This window comes from Shewanella inventionis (assembly GCF_019931735.1).
Lineage (GTDB): Bacteria > Pseudomonadota > Gammaproteobacteria > Enterobacterales > Shewanellaceae > Shewanella > Shewanella inventionis.
In genome coordinates this window covers 421,049-435,905 of the sequence record NZ_CP082926.1, presented here as the reverse complement: position 1 = coordinate 435,905, position 14,857 = coordinate 421,049, and the positions used below count along the sequence as shown (strand labels likewise).

Annotated in this window: 11 protein-coding genes; 10 read left to right on the top strand and 1 reads right to left on the bottom strand. The window is 39.5% G+C overall.

The features are described from left to right. Positions 1–224: 224 nt before the first annotated feature. From K8B83_RS02015 to K8B83_RS02000, 4 genes are all read left to right on the top strand, one after another. A complete protein-coding gene (locus K8B83_RS02015; protein WP_192116438.1) occupies positions 225–3,833 on the top strand; it encodes a YobI family P-loop NTPase in 3,609 nt (1,202 codons plus the stop codon). 279 nt (positions 3,834–4,112) lie between these two features. Continuing rightward, positions 4,113–4,397, top strand: a complete 285-nt coding sequence (locus K8B83_RS02010; protein WP_102036380.1) for a type II toxin-antitoxin system HigB family toxin — start codon at positions 4,113–4,115, stop codon at positions 4,395–4,397. A 9-nt stretch (positions 4,398–4,406) separates the two neighbouring features. Beyond that, the gene (locus K8B83_RS02005) at positions 4,407–5,603 is read left to right on the top strand and encodes an ImmA/IrrE family metallo-endopeptidase (protein ID WP_223419111.1); all 1,197 of its coding nucleotides are present in this window, start codon (positions 4,407–4,409) and stop codon (positions 5,601–5,603) included. 508 nt (positions 5,604–6,111) lie between these two features. Continuing rightward, positions 6,112–6,978: a TnsA endonuclease N-terminal domain-containing protein gene (locus K8B83_RS02000; RefSeq protein ID WP_223419109.1), complete on the top strand. Its 867-nt coding sequence runs from the start codon at positions 6,112–6,114 to the stop codon at positions 6,976–6,978. On the opposite strand, the gene K8B83_RS01995 is transcribed toward K8B83_RS02000, so the two are convergent. Beyond that, positions 6,921–7,682, bottom strand: a complete 762-nt coding sequence (locus tag K8B83_RS01995; protein WP_223417353.1) for an IS5 family transposase — start codon at positions 7,680–7,682, stop codon at positions 6,921–6,923. The two genes, K8B83_RS02000 and K8B83_RS01995, sit on opposite strands and share 58 nt — an antisense overlap. 120 nt (positions 7,683–7,802) lie before the next feature. Here K8B83_RS01995 and K8B83_RS01990 point away from each other — a divergent pair, with 120 nt between their 5' ends. From K8B83_RS01990 to K8B83_RS01965, 6 genes are all read left to right on the top strand, one after another. Next, positions 7,803–8,732 carry a hypothetical protein gene (locus K8B83_RS01990; protein WP_223419107.1) on the top strand — a complete coding sequence of 310 codons (930 nt, stop codon included), beginning with the start codon at positions 7,803–7,805 and terminating at the stop codon, positions 8,730–8,732. Continuing rightward, positions 8,707–10,238, top strand: a protein-coding gene (locus K8B83_RS01985) for an IS3 family transposase (RefSeq protein ID WP_223417398.1) whose coding sequence is annotated in 2 segments (ribosomal slippage) — positions 8,707–9,169 and positions 9,169–10,238 — 1,533 coding nt in all. Because the reading frame shifts where the segments join, the coding sequence is not laid out codon by codon here. The genes K8B83_RS01990 and K8B83_RS01985 overlap by 26 nt, the downstream gene beginning before the upstream one ends. A 252-nt stretch (positions 10,239–10,490) precedes the next feature. Then, entirely contained in the window at positions 10,491–11,537 is a 1,047-nt protein-coding gene (locus K8B83_RS01980; RefSeq protein WP_223419106.1) for a hypothetical protein, read from the top strand. A gap of 2 nt (positions 11,538–11,539) precedes the next feature. Beyond that, positions 11,540–13,024, top strand: coding sequence for an AAA family ATPase (locus tag K8B83_RS01975; protein ID WP_223419104.1), 1,485 nt, complete (start codon positions 11,540–11,542; stop codon positions 13,022–13,024). A gap of 464 nt (positions 13,025–13,488) precedes the next feature. Next, positions 13,489–14,508, top strand: a complete 1,020-nt coding sequence (locus K8B83_RS01970; RefSeq protein ID WP_223419102.1) for a TnsD family Tn7-like transposition protein — start codon at positions 13,489–13,491, stop codon at positions 14,506–14,508. Between the two features lie 5 nt (positions 14,509–14,513). Next, complete coding sequence (locus K8B83_RS01965) at positions 14,514–14,750, top strand: antitoxin Xre/MbcA/ParS toxin-binding domain-containing protein (RefSeq protein ID WP_192116435.1); 237 nt, start codon at positions 14,514–14,516, stop codon at positions 14,748–14,750. The last annotated feature ends 107 nt before the right edge of the window (positions 14,751–14,857 follow it).

Genomic DNA, 14,857 nt, shown 5'->3' with positions numbered 1-14,857 from the left:
GCGTCGGAGTGAATTAAGTTTGATTGTGCTATTCAAGGTGATGTTTCTTATCCACGCTAACTTTCTTAGGACTTCTGCTTTAAGAAAGTTTTATCCAGTAATGGCACAAAGTGTATAAGATACTAACATTGGTTCTCGTGTTTAACTATTGACCAGAATGAGGTAATACTACAAAGTGTTCATAGAAATCAGTCGCTTTTAGGTTTAGTGCGTTCAGGCATTGTATGATAAAAATTCCCACGTCTTTTATAAAATTACTTTCAAATTGGCTCAGTTATATTATTTCATGGCTTGAAAGCTTTGACCATTCGTATAAAAATAAATCAAAATACGTGGATCTCGCGCCAACTGATGAAGCCGACAAAGCTGGCGTGTACTCCGAAGCGATTCTGTATGCAACTAATAATGCCAAGGTCTTCAACATTGCCCTAACTGGACCCTATGGTTCGGGAAAGAGCAGCATCATCCAATCCTTCTTGAAGAAGTATCGGCGACCTGCGCTTCAAATATCTCTAGCTTCCTTCGTTCCCGAGGCTGATTCTGTGGGGGATAAGGTAAGCCGTCAAGAGATTGAGAGAAGCATCCTTCAGCAAATATTGTACGGTGCTGACGCAAACAAACTTCCTCTATCGCGCTTCAAAAGAATTCAGTCGCCCGGTGTTTGGTCATTTCTTAAGTCTTTTTACATAATGCTTGGCATCCTCGCGCTTTGGTACGTGTTCCGTCAGCGAGAAGATATCATCAGCGGTAAATTTTTTGTTCCGTTCGAGCTCAGCAATTGGTTTCATATGGGGATATTTTTGCTCGCAGCAACATTCCTCTGGGCGACACTACATCACTTTTATGTGGCGAGTTTTGGTCTGTCACTCAAGAGCATTTCGTTGAAGGACGTTGAGATTAAACCAGCATCTGATGATCAGGCGTCCATATTGAACCGACATCTAGACGAAATCGTCTATTTCTTCCAATCAACTAAATACGATCTTGTCATCATTGAGGATTTAGACCGATTTAATAATGCGGATATTTTCGTCACACTGCGCGAAATTAATAATCTCGTGAACGAGAACGCTGGTGTGAAACGTACTATTAGGTTCCTCTACGCCCTGCGTGACGATATGTTTGTCAATACTGAGCGAACCAAGTTCTTCGAGTTCATCATTCCCGTCATACCTATCATCAACGCATCGAATTCTATCGACATGGTATTGGATGAGGGAAGGAGACTTGAGCTCGATGGGAGCCTTGAACGGCAGTTTCTGAGAGAGGTTTCACGTTACCTGAACGACCTGAGATTAATTCGAAACATCTTTAATGAATACGCTATTTATGTGGCTAATTTGGAAACAACTGGAGAGAATCTGCTTGATGCCAACAAGCTTCTTGCGCTCTTGATCTATAAAAATGTTTATCCAAGTGACTTTGAACAACTACACCGTGGCGAGGGTAATCTCGCTAAAATATTGAACTTAAAAGACGAACTTATTAAGCCTGCTGAAGTGACGTATAGAACCGAGATCACGGGACTTGAAGAGCAGCTTGAAATCGCGGAGCGGCAGACACCTTCGGACCTTAGAGAGTTGCGGCAAATCTACGCTATGGCTCTGATTGAGAAGCTTCCAGCGAATGCTAACCGCGTTAGTCATGATCAGCAGACATGGAGCTTACTTCCTCAATTGGTCAGCCATGATGCATTCGAGAAACTGTTTGAGACTTCAAGTCTGTTCTACCGCAGCGAGTATAGTCACCAAGGGCAGTTCGATGCTTCTAAATTACAAAGAGAGGTAGATACGCAGAGATCTTACCTGCAACGCAAAGTGGAGATAGAAAGTAAGGAGGCTGATAATAAGAATAAAAGCCTGCGTAGAATAAGTGAGCTCAGATCAAAGATTGCAACGCTACGCACTACTAAGCTCAACGAGCTGTTGCGTTTTAACCCCAACAGCCTGCAGGATCATTTCGTAACCTTTGGGGAAAACGGAGAGCTTGCCCGGTTTCTGCTTCTAGAAGGTCATATTGACGATTCCTACTATCAATACACCTCACTCTTTCACTCGGGGCGCTTGTCGCCTAATGACAACAAGTTTCTGATCCAGATAAGGGCATTTGTCACACCAGACCCAGATTTTCCGATCGATAATCCACAAGAAGTTATTGCTGCTATGCGAAATGAAGACTTCAGCCAAAGCTATGTCTTGAACGTCAAGCTTGTCGATAGCCTTCTGAGTGACTCGAACAGTTACTGCGCCCAATTGCAGAAGCTTTTCCTGTACATCTCGTCGAAGTTTGAGAATTGTGAGGACTTTTTCGATGCTTATTACACCAGTGGCAGCGATGTTGCCGGACTTATTTCAGGACTAACCAATACATGGGATGGTCTTATTCCAGCTGTCATAACCAGCCCTAACAATATAATCCACGTCACACAATTGCTCGCGAACCTGTCTGAAAACTCGCTCAAAAAACTAGCAAAGGATTTTGTCGAGCTACCAGAATTTGTTTCAGCGAACCTTCCTTCAATTCTTGTAAATTCACCTGAACTAACACCGGAACGCCTTGTACACCTCAACTTTGAAGTCAAAGATCTAGACTCCATCAAAGAACACTCTGAAATTGTACGCATGATGTTCGGAAAAGGACTTTTCGCACTCACAATGGCTAACCTAGAATATGTCTGGCAAGCGATTTTGGGAGAGAGCGATCTTGAGCCATTACGCACGAGGAACTTCTCGGCCATACGTTCGACGAATAATGTAACCTTGATGAAGCGAATCGAGCGTGATTTCGACTGCTACTTTACAAATATACTCTTAGAGCTTGAAGAAAATTCTAACGAGAATACTTCAGCTATCCTCGAGGTGATTCAATGCGATACGTTTGAACAAGATGATATTCAGGTGTTTCTTGCACGGCAAACTACCCAACTTCCAGCCTTAGAGGTTGTGCCCGAGAGGTTACACTCGATGCTGTTTCAGTTAGGTACGCTCGAACCAACTTGGGCGAACTGTCTTACTTTTATCGATAGTAAAATGTTCGAACCAAATAGCCTAATCGGATATCTTGATCGAGATGCTGTTCGTAAAGTTATCTTGGAACAACCTATGCCTAGTGATTCGGCTTCACTAAAGCTGCGTCTGTTCCTCGTTAATTCGAGTTCGCTGTCTGATGTAGCCTACAGAGAATATGCTCACGCCCTGCCTAATCCGTTTAAGAACCCACCAAATGAACTCGAGCCCAACAAGCTTAGCATCCTGATCGATGAGGGAAAAATCGCCTTCACTAAGGAGAGTCTCGATGCGCTAGCTGACTACAGTGATTTACAGGTTCTGTTCGTCGCTGCCAACATCGATATATATCTTAAGGACCCAGACAACTTTTCACTCGACGATTACTTCCTCGAGGAGCTTCTTCGATCACAAATTGATATTGTAGATAAGCTTAGGATAGTTGAGTTGATGGACTTAAAATCACTAGAGAGTCTTCCTAAACGGTCGGCTCTCATCGGCCCGATTATTGACAACGCCGACGGTAAGATATCAAACCTTAATGGGAGTATTATGCAATCCTTGATAAGGTATTCTTCGCCCATAGCGACACAAATTTCACTGTTTAACAAATACCACTTTCTTATGACTGATAGCGAAGTACGTAATGTTTTAGTCAATCTACCTAAACCATTTTCCGAAATTAAAACTGGGTACAATACGCCGAGATTACAAAACACTCTCGAGAATAAGGATTTGGTCAGATGGCTTGATTCAAAAAACATTATTTCGTCATGGAAAGAAGATTTTTTCACTGACGATATAAGAGTTAATCTTTATCGGCGTTAATAATTTAAATGGTATTAAGAGGCTCAGGAATTGTTTTTAAAAATATATTTAGTTATTAAAAACAGTTTTTTATGCCCTGATCGGATTGAGGCGGTACTGATTCTATTCTCTCCATTAGAGGAAGATACTCAATCTTTTGTATCTCTCTTTAATACACTAAACTTGGATGGGAAGGCTATCACTCGGAATTTGGACTGTAAATTTGTATCCATTGTGATAATTAACTTCCCTTTTTGGTGGTAGTAACTATAATTCCCTTAGTGGGAACTTTGAGGTGTAATGAAAGTCTTAGGAAGAGACAAACTTACAAAGTTTAGTCAAAAGCATGCTGATGCAAAAAAGGCACTTGAAGCTTGGTTTTCAGAAGCGAGTGCTGCTGACTGGAAAACCCCACAAGATATAAAGAATAGATATCGAAGCGCTGATTTCTTAGCTGATAATAAGGTTATCTTTAATGTGAAAGGTAACCATTACAGATTAGTTGTGAAAGTTAGATATCAAAATGGCATTGCTGTTATTGAATGGGTTGGAACTCATTCGGAGTATGATAAGCAAAGCTTTTAGGGAGGTATTATGGGCCACATTAAGTTAATTAAATCAACTCAAGATCATGAGCAAGCGTTAGCTCGCTTGATGCTATTAATGGATCTCGATTCTGCTCCGGACACAGCAGAAAATGATGAGTTGGATTTACTTGCATTCTTGATCGAAAAGTATGAAGAAGAGGCCTTTCCTATTGAGTCTCCTGACCCTATTGAAGCGATTAAGTTTCGAATGGAGCAACAGGGGTTGATTAAAAAAGATTTAGTTCCATATTTTGGCTCTGCGTCAAAAGTAACAGAAGTACTGAACGGCACGCGAAGTTTAAGCCTTAAGATGATCCGCAAATTAAGCCCTGGTTTAGGGATATCTGCTGATGTCTTGATAAAAGAGCCTTGCCAAAAAGATACCATTTCCAAAGATGTTGATTGGGATGCTTTCCCTATATCAGAAATGCGCACCCGGGGTTATTTCGAAGGTTTTAATGGCTCAATAAAGGAATTGAAAGAGTATTCAATTGAAAAGCTCAATCTGTTTTTAACGTCTGTTCCCAATGGTTTTTCTCTAAAACCAGCATTACTAAGAACCACTGCGCATTTACGTTCAAATGACAAAGAGACTAATAGTTATGCTTTATGGGCGTGGCAAGTCAGGATTTTACAGAAGGCGCAAGAAGAGCTGCTACCTGCTAAATACGTAAAAGGTACTGTTGATGCTAACTGGATGAAAACGTTGGCTCAGTTATCATGGTCTGATCAAGGGCCTAAGTTAGCGAAAGAGTTTTTAAATCGCCATGGCATTCATTTAATTATTGAAGCTCATTTACCAAAAACTTATTTAGATGGCGCGGTATGCATTTCTGCTAGCGGTAACCCTGTCGTTGCACTTACATTACGCTACGATAAATTAGATAACTTTTGGTTTTCGTTGATGCATGAGTTAGCACATATTGCGTTGCATGTTGATGGTAATGAAACATGGTTCTTGGATAACTTAGATGCTGAAGGCGCCGACGAAATTGAACAAGAGGCCGATGCATTAGCTCAGGAAAGCTTAATTCCATCAGGTTCTTCGAGTTTACCCGAAGTGAAAGATGTTGATTGCGTGCAAAAACTTGCAAGTAAGTTACACATATCACCATGCATTGTTGCTGGTAGAATCCGTTATGAGCGTAATGATCACTCTACATTTGGTAAAGCGTTCCGAGATAAGGTAAGAAGTCACTTTTAGTATGTAAGTTTCGTGTTTGATTGAAGTTAGTTTTAAAAATGATTCTTAGCTCTGACATCGCATCGAGTTGTAAGCTCGTTCTCGTATCCACAAAGCACTGGAATAGCCTTTAACTGCGTTTGCGCTTTGAAGTATCCCTCACTATTTTAGCCAGTATTTTATAATGGCAATCACACGCTAATTTTTATAAAGCAATATCAACATCACTCGCTAAGCCCAAAATATTCCCCCGTTATTTTCAGAAAAAAACCAAAAATCATGAGTCAAATTTAGTAACAAAACTAAGTTTTTTGCATTTATTTTCACTTTTTTTATTAAAAAATAAATATCTAACTTCTTGAATAATATAGATCTCATTTATCCAGATTGTTTTTTGCTTTGTTATGATGTCCAGTTTTGTTATTTGTTATCAATAGCTTATCTTTCGCGGTTTGTTTTTTGTGCTAAGATTGTTTTAGAAGTAATCGCACAGGATGATGCGATATAAATGTCGAAATGGAGTTTGACGATGTTGAGTAAAAATTTTGGTTGTGCTGTTCATGAGGGGCCAACACAAATGGACTTATACGATGGATGCAACAGTGAAAATAATTCAATAGATGAATACAAGCCTGGCGTCACGATACAATCCTGTTCGTCACAGGGGCAGATGTGGCGTATTAAAAGTAGAACGACAGGCCGTGTATGTCATCTTTTATCTAAGCTTGAGTATCAAGTGTTTCTTCTTTTAGATATTCACCCGAATATCATTGAAATCAAAGAACAATATTCACACGACTTACCGTTGTCACTTAAAGTAGCTTTTGAGCTTGGCATTAATCACCCACCGCAAAATAATCAAGAAAAATTACCTTTGACGACAGATTTTGTTGTTGTTTACCAAGGGGTTGAGGCTAAGCAGATTGGTATATATGTTAAATATGCTAAAGATCTTAATAACTACAGAACAGTAGAAAAATTGTTGCTTGAGAAAGAAACACTAGCAAAAAGAAATATCCCGCTTCTAGTGATTACTGAAAAAGACATCGATACTAATGTCTTGAGAAATATTGAGTGGTTTCTAACTGCTGATGCGTCACAATATCAATTAGATGATGCTGAATCGAGATCATCGAATATCTATGAGCAACTTCAAGCTTCATCATCAGAGAAACTGACACAAATTCTAGCTCGTTTCGATGACGAGAATCAACTGCCTGCGGGGACGCACTTAAACGAGTTGAAATGCTTATTGCAACTCGGATTTTTACATTTTGACTTAAACAAAGAATTTCATGAATTCCTAGGGTCTGTTGATCTTTGCTGTACACATTTTATTCAACAATACATCGGCAGCCACATTATAGTAAACGCCAGTGATACCATACTGGCGTAATTTCTTGCTAACTTATCATATCTTGTTGATATTGCTCGGAAGTGCTTTATCCTCGCGAAAGCATTCTCAACCAAATGTCGATACTTGTAGAGACACCAATCCATGCTTTCTTTGTCGATATCTTGCCCATAATTTCGCTTCGGTATAACGGTTTTGCCACCTTTAGAATTGACATATGCCCTTAAAGCGTCGCTGTCATAGCCTTTATCAGCGATAAATACGTTGACCTCCTTAAGGTGGTCAACAAGACTCTCGGCACGAGCAATATCATTTCTCTGGCCTTCTGATAGCTCGAAATAGATTGGTAATCCACCGCTATCCACGACCAAATGAATTTTCGTTGAGTTACCGCCGCGACTCTTTCCAATACACTCATTATCTGGTGTCGCAGCTCCTGCGCTATGCTGATGAGCTTTGACTATTGAGCCGTCTGCAAACACCCAATCATAATCGGAAAGTTTTGATAACTCTTTGAATAGTATATCTAACAGGCCTTTTTTAGACCACAGATTAAAGCGACGATAAACAGTGCTCCAGTCCCCAAACTCTGTTGGAAGATCACGCCATGGAACTCCTGTTCGCAAGCGGTAAAGAATTCCTTCAAAGGTCATTCTATGTTCAGATTTATTATAGATGCGGCCAGTGTTCTTCATCAGTTGAAGTAGCTTTTGCCACCACTTATCAGTTAGCATTAGTCTCGGCATGGTATGGAGTTATCGTTTATTTTTGGCGAAACAAATTATAACGCCTTACCATGCTGCTTAAAAAGCCATCACGAAAGATCAACAGACCCTAGGGCAAGATATATTGTTTGAGGCGAAATCATGATTGAGTTTCTGCACCCCAATGCTGTTTATTTGTGGAATGAACGTCCTTGTCGTCTTTTAAAAAATTTAGACTATTGCTGTATTTTTATTGATATAGAAAGCACTAGTGCTCTTCCCTTTAAAGTCGATGCCGAAGATATCGACTTATATGACGAAATTGTTGAAATTGATGATCCATGGATTGAAATTATCAATCGGGCATATATTGCAGGTAGCGTTTACTTAAGTAAGAGAGACAGCAATTATGAAAGAATAATACCACTGATTCAAAATGATGAGTTTTACGACAAAAATGTTAGAAGCTCAATTGTTGAGATATTAACTGCTCAAGGTTTTGGTTCCAAAAGTACGATATACAGATATGCTCGTCGATATTGGCAGCGCGGACAAAGCATAAATACTTTATTGCCAGATTATTGCAATAGCGGTGGAAGAGGCAAGAAAAAGACACGAAGTGGTATTCGTCTCGGGCGTCCTAAAGAATTCGGTGATTTACCTAATTCACTTTGGTCACCAGAGTTAGAAAGAATGATGCATTCTGCACTCTTAAGTAGCATTTTTTCAGGGCGTTATTTGATTGATAAAAAAGGAAAAAAGGTTAACAGTTGTGATTTAAATGCTGCATATACTGACTTATTAGCGCGATTTTGTAATGGCGATATCAGCCGGCTGAGCAGTGAAAAACCCAGTAAATCTATGTTGAAAGCTTATTACAACAGTCGTTTTACTGTTGAGCGAAGAGCGCAGGCAAAACATGGTGAAATCTACTTTAAAGCTAACCATAGTCGGCTAACATCGAGTGTCAGAAAAGATATGGTGGGCCCCGGATCCCCCTGTGTCAGGATAGTTGTCGCCTCAGTTTTTCATAAAAATAAAACAGGGAGCGGTAAGTTAGTTATGAATGAAGCATTATCCAGAAGAGCATAAGCAAGCCGTCATTAGAAAGCTCCTTGAAAGTGGCTTATCATTAGGCCAATTCGCAAAGCTAGAAAGTATCAACTTATCTACTTTGTATTCATGGCGAGATAAGTATTTAAAAGTAGGTTCTAGTTTGGCAGAGAGTAATAATTTAGATGGTTGGTCACCAGAGCAAAAGTTCTCAATTGTTTTAGAAACGTCAGCATTAAGCGAAATTGAGTTAAGTGAGTATTGCCGTGAAAAAGGGCTTTACCCTGAACAAGTTAAAGAATGGAAGCAAAGCTGTATTGCAGGCAATCAAACACAAGCCCAGCAGCGTAAGCAATTAGCCCAAGAGCGAAAAGCCGACCGTAAGCGAATTAAAGAGCTAGAAAAAGAGTTAAAACGTAAGGATGCAGCCCTAGCTGAAACCGCGGCATTATTGGTGTTAAGAAAAAAGTTAAATGCCTACTGGGGGGAAGACGAGGACAGTTAACCTCACTCTCAGATAGGCTGCATTACACATCCTTGATTGATAATGCCGTTACCTCAGGCGCAAGAAAAGAGAAAGCCTGTGAAGAAATTGGTTTGTCTATACGGACGTTACAGCGCTGGCAAGAAGGCGGTGAAATCATCGGTGATAAAAGACCTATAGCGGATAGACCCCAGCCCCCAAATAAGCTAACAGAGGAAGAACAGCAAGCCATATTAGCTATCAGTAATCAAGAAGAATACGCTAATTTAGGGCCAAGCCAGATAGTACCAATGCTGGCAGATAATGGGCAATATATCGCTTCTGAATCAAGCTTTTATCGTGTGCTGAAGGCCAACAACCAACTCACTCATCGAGGAAAAGAAAAACCTAAAGGTAGCCGAGCTAAGCCTAGGGGGTACACAGCGACAGGACCAAATCAAGTGTGGACCTGGGATATCAGCTACTGTCCTTCAACAGTGATTGGACGGTTTTTCTACCTTTACATGATAATCGACATTTTCAGTCGTAAAATTGTGGGTTGGGAAGTTCATGATAGTGAATCAGGTGACTATGCTGCAAAGTTGCTTGAGCGAACTCTCTGGGCTGAGAAATGCGTTAAACAAAACGTGGTATTGCACTCAGATAACGGCAGTCCGATGAAATGCTTAACGATGCAGTCCAAGATGCTTGAAATGGGAGTAATAGGCTCTCGTAGTCGTCCAGGTGTCAGCAATGATAATCCGTACTCGGAATCACTGTTTCGCACGGTCAAATACAGCCACCGCTGGCCAAGTGAAGGCTTTAAAAGCCTTGAAGATGCAAGAACTTGGGTGAAAGACTTCGCGAATTGGTACAACAATGAGCACAGACATAGTCGTATCAAATTCGTGACACCCGCACAACGTCATCATGGTGAAGATAAAGCAATATTGGCAAAACGCCGTGAGTTATACAAAAAAGCGCAAAAAATTAACCCTAACCGCTGGTCAAATGGCACCAGAAACTGGGATGAAATCGGTGAGGTGGAGTTAAACCCAGAGAACAAAAAAGAAGCAGCTTAACAGCTTAGGCGACAACTACCTTGAAAAACGCCGGGATCATCTTATTCCATAGATTCTACGCCATTTGATATTGGAGCCGCAGGTGATGATCGACTGTTGCTCGGTCGACCGGTTTTATACTTATGTGTTGATGATTACTCATCTGCAATTACTGGCTTTTTATTAGTATTAACACCTGCATCATACTTCAACGTAGTTAATGCAATGACGAGTGCTATTTCTAACAAAGTAAAGTTATGTGCAAAGCATGGAATGGATATTCAACAGAACGAATGGCCAATGGAAGGCATTCCAAAAGCTTTTTTTGCGGATTTGGGCTCCGACTTTAGCACTAAAAATATTGAGGCTGCGACATCTATGCACAATATTTCAATAAAAAATAGTGGCGCTGGACAACCGAATAAAAGGGGGAATGGCGAGCGTGTTTTTGGTCGGATACATGCTGAGTTAAGGTATCAATTACCGGGATTAGTATCTCAATATACTTCAAAAAAATCAGGTGGAATGAGCAGTCAAAAAGACTACACAATGTTCCTTGATGAGTTAAATAAAATCATCTTGAAAGCTATTCTTGTACTCAATAACAAGCCGTTAGATAAGTGGGATAGTGATAACGACTTTCCGGCTGAATTAGCTACGACACCCAATAATATTTGGAAATGGGGGATTGCTCATCGAACTGGTGCTCTGCGATCAATCAATGAAGAGTTCTTCTGGTTTTCATTACTTGAACAAGAAACAGCGACAATTTCAAATGGAAATATTTTAACAATCGATGGTGTTAAATATGTGTATTCAGAGTTATCTGGTCTTCGAGTTAAAGTCAATAAAACTCAGCAAAAGCAGATTGTTGTACGCGATAAAAGTGATGCGTCTGCTATTTTTATTGTACCCAAAGAAGGGGCACATGAGTATCTTCGATGCGAGCTTGAACCACATTTTCGACGGTTTAAAGGTCTGCCATGGGCTGATGTTATCGATGATCTTAAACAACGTAAACATAGTAATGCAAATGCACAACATTCTCATGAAGTGAAAAGAACCGCTGATTTTATTGAAAATAAAAAAATCACTCAGGTTGCTACATATGAACGAAAAGAAGCTATCGATGGCTTATCGAAATCAGAGCAAGTAGCTAGTTTGGGAGATAAAAGTGAGCAACGCAGGCAATCTCAAACTGTTTATAATCAATTAAAGCCCGAATTAGCTGTTAGTAATGCACGCATAAATGAGCCCGTGTTATGTGAACGAGTGCATTCTGATACTCGAGTAAATTTTTTCATGGATGAAGAGGATTAAAAATGGAATTTAGTAATCAACGGTTATTAGTACCGGAAATACCGCCAAAAGCATTTGAAGCTTGTTATATTGATGAAGCGCATCCCTCGTTTTGCGGTGTTCCATTTGTTGATGCGCTTATGCCTACTTTTAATGCAGCGCAATTAAAAGAGAGCTTTAATAAAACAAATTACCGACAAGCATCCGTTAGTGACAGTGATATTGAGCGAAAACGTTGCGTTTATTCTCTTAAAGATGAATACACGGTTCTTGTACCCGAATTTCAAGATGTGTATGACAAGATAGATTTAGCTATAAAAAGTGGTTATTTATCGAGAGAGAGCTCTCTTTACAACTATGATCAACAGCGAAAAAACCTGCACTATGCTATAAGTTCCGGTACTGTTCCGTGGCGTGATTTAAGCGCACCTCGTCCTGTTCGAAATGTAACTTCCATAATAGGATGTAAAGGTTCGGGTAAAACGTTGGTGGTTCAGCAATGCTTGTCAATGTATCCACAAGTTATTTGGCATGCTAATAAATCTGAACAAGTTCAGATTGTTTATCTGTCAGTCAATTTAAAAGGAGCCACAAGCCCGATTGAGTATTGCAGTATTTTTTTGCAATCGCTGGAAAACGCTATTGGGAAACAAAAGTATGCTAGCGAAGTCATTGTTTCTCCAAATCTGAGAGCCGCATTGTTGAAAATACGAAGTTTGTTAATTACTTATAATATCGGACTTGTTGTAATTGACTCTCTTCAAGTAATCGAAAAATGGAAATATGAAGAGCGTACTATTTTTCTCGAACATATTGATGGTTTGGGTGATTTAGTGCCATTGCTACTGATAAGTAATTCAAATGCGATATATGAGCTCAGTGATATTAGTCAGAGTTGTGTTGACTGGGATCCGCTAATGCGTTTTTCGGGTAAAGATGATCTAATCGTCGAGCGGTGGTCTTTATTTAGCAAGAAACTTTGGAAGCGGAATTGCTTAAAAAATCAATCACCAGAGCTCTCTGCTGAGTTAAGCTCGGAATGGTTTGATGCATGCGAAGGGGTTATCGGTCTTGCCGTCCATTTTTTTGTAGCATGCCAGGTTGAAGCAATTAATTCAGGTGTAGAGCAGATTACGGTTAGCTTGATGAAAGACGTTAGGAGAAAAGAGTTTAGATTAAAAGAGGGGTTTTTATCTGTGATTAAGTCAGATAAAAATAAGATCTTCGAGCGTCTTCTAAATTCTCATGAAAAGAGAAGAGTAAAACCCCAAAAAAACAAATCAAATCAAGCTCTAGCAAAGCCCAAAAATCCTGAAAAATTACAGCGTAATGACTTTAAACGCATCAGCAAAAAGGATTGGTCTAAGTTACCTCTCGATGACCTGAGGTATTTATTCTCACAAGATAAAAGTGGCAGTTTTTATCACGTTCTAAAAAATGAAAAGCTTATCTTGTCTATGAGCGATTTGATTAACTATGTTGAACTTCCCTGCGCCCTACCCGGATGAGTTAGTGTATGGCATATTGAGCCGGGCCAGAGTACGCTTTTGCGTAACAAGTCCTAAACGTTTACTCAGTGGTGTTATTGGCAGTCGCTCTGCTATTTCTTCAGTAAACTTCCCCTCTCGGCTTAACGATTTCACCTCCATGAATTCGTTTAATTTACCCTCGCCCATAGATCTTATTTATGGGCACACTTTATTCCCATTGTATAGTCCATTTCTACCTGAAAATAGAAGGTTAGAATGTTTAAACCATATGCAATTTAAGAGCTTTGGCTCGGTTCACCTAGCTTCTGGTTATGTCGCATCACTAATACCTAAATCATGTGATGAGGTCTTGTCGGGATTGTATTGAAGAACAACTGAATACAGTCGGTGAACCGTACTGGAGGAGAATACATCAAATTGTTGGCATAAATCATTGCTGTATACACGGAACTCCCCTAGTAAATATTCAACCCTACCATTCAATGCAACATAGGCATGAGTATTTTCCTCTACAAGCTCAACAAATCGAAACATTATCACCTCAGATATCGGCAACCAATCCTAAGTGGTTAGACGTGCAAGTGTGTTGGCTGCTCAACCGAGGAGAGCAGCAATCACTCAGTTTTGAACAATGGACAAACCTGTATAGAGATTTACTTGTTAAAAATGGATTCGCAAAAGGTTGTTATTGTAATTACCCATTACTGAAAGAGGCAATTGAGAGTGTCTGGTCAGAGGAATGGCTACGTTCGATGAATTTATTTCCAAATGAAACTGAGTCTGATTGGTTACATAAAATCACCAGAAAACATCGGAAATCCTTCAGTTATTTAGAGCATCTAGTCGCACTTTATGCCATTCAAAAAGATATCAAGCTCTCTGAGGTTATTGATAGAGGAAAGTCTTTAGTTAAATCAAATATCAAAAAAGTTAAATTAACGACTTTCTCAAAAACAAAAATGCGAGAAAACCAAAAAATATGGCTAAATCAAGTTAAACAATTCGGGGCTAAAGTCGCTAGGAAAAATGGCTATGAAAGTACATATATGTGGTTATACCGCCACAATAGAGATTGGTTGCTTAACACTAATAACAAATACAAGCGTCCTATTCCCGTAGTAAACAATAGAGTTGATTGGAAAAGCAGGGATATGGAAATTGTTAGAGCTTTTATTCGTATAATCAACAAACATTCTGACGATGTTTCTGGGCCTCGATTGTCGATTAAATGGCTTGTTTCTCAATTAGATACTGGAACTTCAGTGGAGAAGTATTTATATAAACTGCCCTTGGCTTCAATCTATCTTGCCCGTTACTCTGAAAGTATTACTGATTATCAAATAAGAAGGATTACTCAAGTCATGATTATGACTAGACCAAATATACTTCCTAGATGGCAGATACTTAGATTGTCAGGGTTAAGTGACGAGCGGATGACTCAAATGACATGTGAATTTTTAGACAGCCTATTAACAAATTTTTGGGCTTTAAGAGGACAGTAAATTAAATGAACGAACAACAAAAATTAGAAAAATTACTAAGCCGCTATTTTTCAGATCAAGATATAGCGTATATTTTCTCTTTACTACTGCCTTGGGCGGGAGACTATGAAGGTATTTCTGCGTGGTTAGAAAAACCAATTCCAGCATTTGGGAATATTACTGCGATTGATGTTTGTGAAAAAGGGTTATCCAAGGACTTTATTGTATATTTAGCTGGGATTAATCGTGGTGGTTTTGCTTAATTAATGAGCTTAAATATCAGTTTCCAATATCACTAGTCTCATACTATTTTAACGGCTTTTTAGTTTCTAACATTATTAATTTTCAGGATCGTACTTTATTATAAAGA

Coding starts and splice junctions, on each gene's coding strand:
- K8B83_RS01975 (WP_223419104.1), top strand. CDS start 11,540: ATGGAATTTAGTAATCAACGGTTATTAGTACCGGAAATACCGCCAAAA.
- K8B83_RS01990 (WP_223419107.1), top strand. CDS start 7,803: ATGATTGAGTTTCTGCACCCCAATGCTGTTTATTTGTGGAATGAACGT.
- K8B83_RS02010 (WP_102036380.1), top strand. CDS start 4,113: ATGAAAGTCTTAGGAAGAGACAAACTTACAAAGTTTAGTCAAAAGCAT.
- K8B83_RS01970 (WP_223419102.1), top strand. CDS start 13,489: ATGCAACATAGGCATGAGTATTTTCCTCTACAAGCTCAACAAATCGAA.
- K8B83_RS02005 (WP_223419111.1), top strand. CDS start 4,407: ATGGGCCACATTAAGTTAATTAAATCAACTCAAGATCATGAGCAAGCG.
- K8B83_RS01980 (WP_223419106.1), top strand. CDS start 10,491: ATGGATATTCAACAGAACGAATGGCCAATGGAAGGCATTCCAAAAGCT.
- K8B83_RS01995 (WP_223417353.1), bottom strand. CDS start 7,682: ATGCCGAGACTAATGCTAACTGATAAGTGGTGGCAAAAGCTACTTCAA.
- K8B83_RS02000 (WP_223419109.1), top strand. CDS start 6,112: ATGTTGAGTAAAAATTTTGGTTGTGCTGTTCATGAGGGGCCAACACAA.
- K8B83_RS02015 (WP_192116438.1), top strand. CDS start 225: ATGATAAAAATTCCCACGTCTTTTATAAAATTACTTTCAAATTGGCTC.
- K8B83_RS01965 (WP_192116435.1), top strand. CDS start 14,514: ATGAACGAACAACAAAAATTAGAAAAATTACTAAGCCGCTATTTTTCA.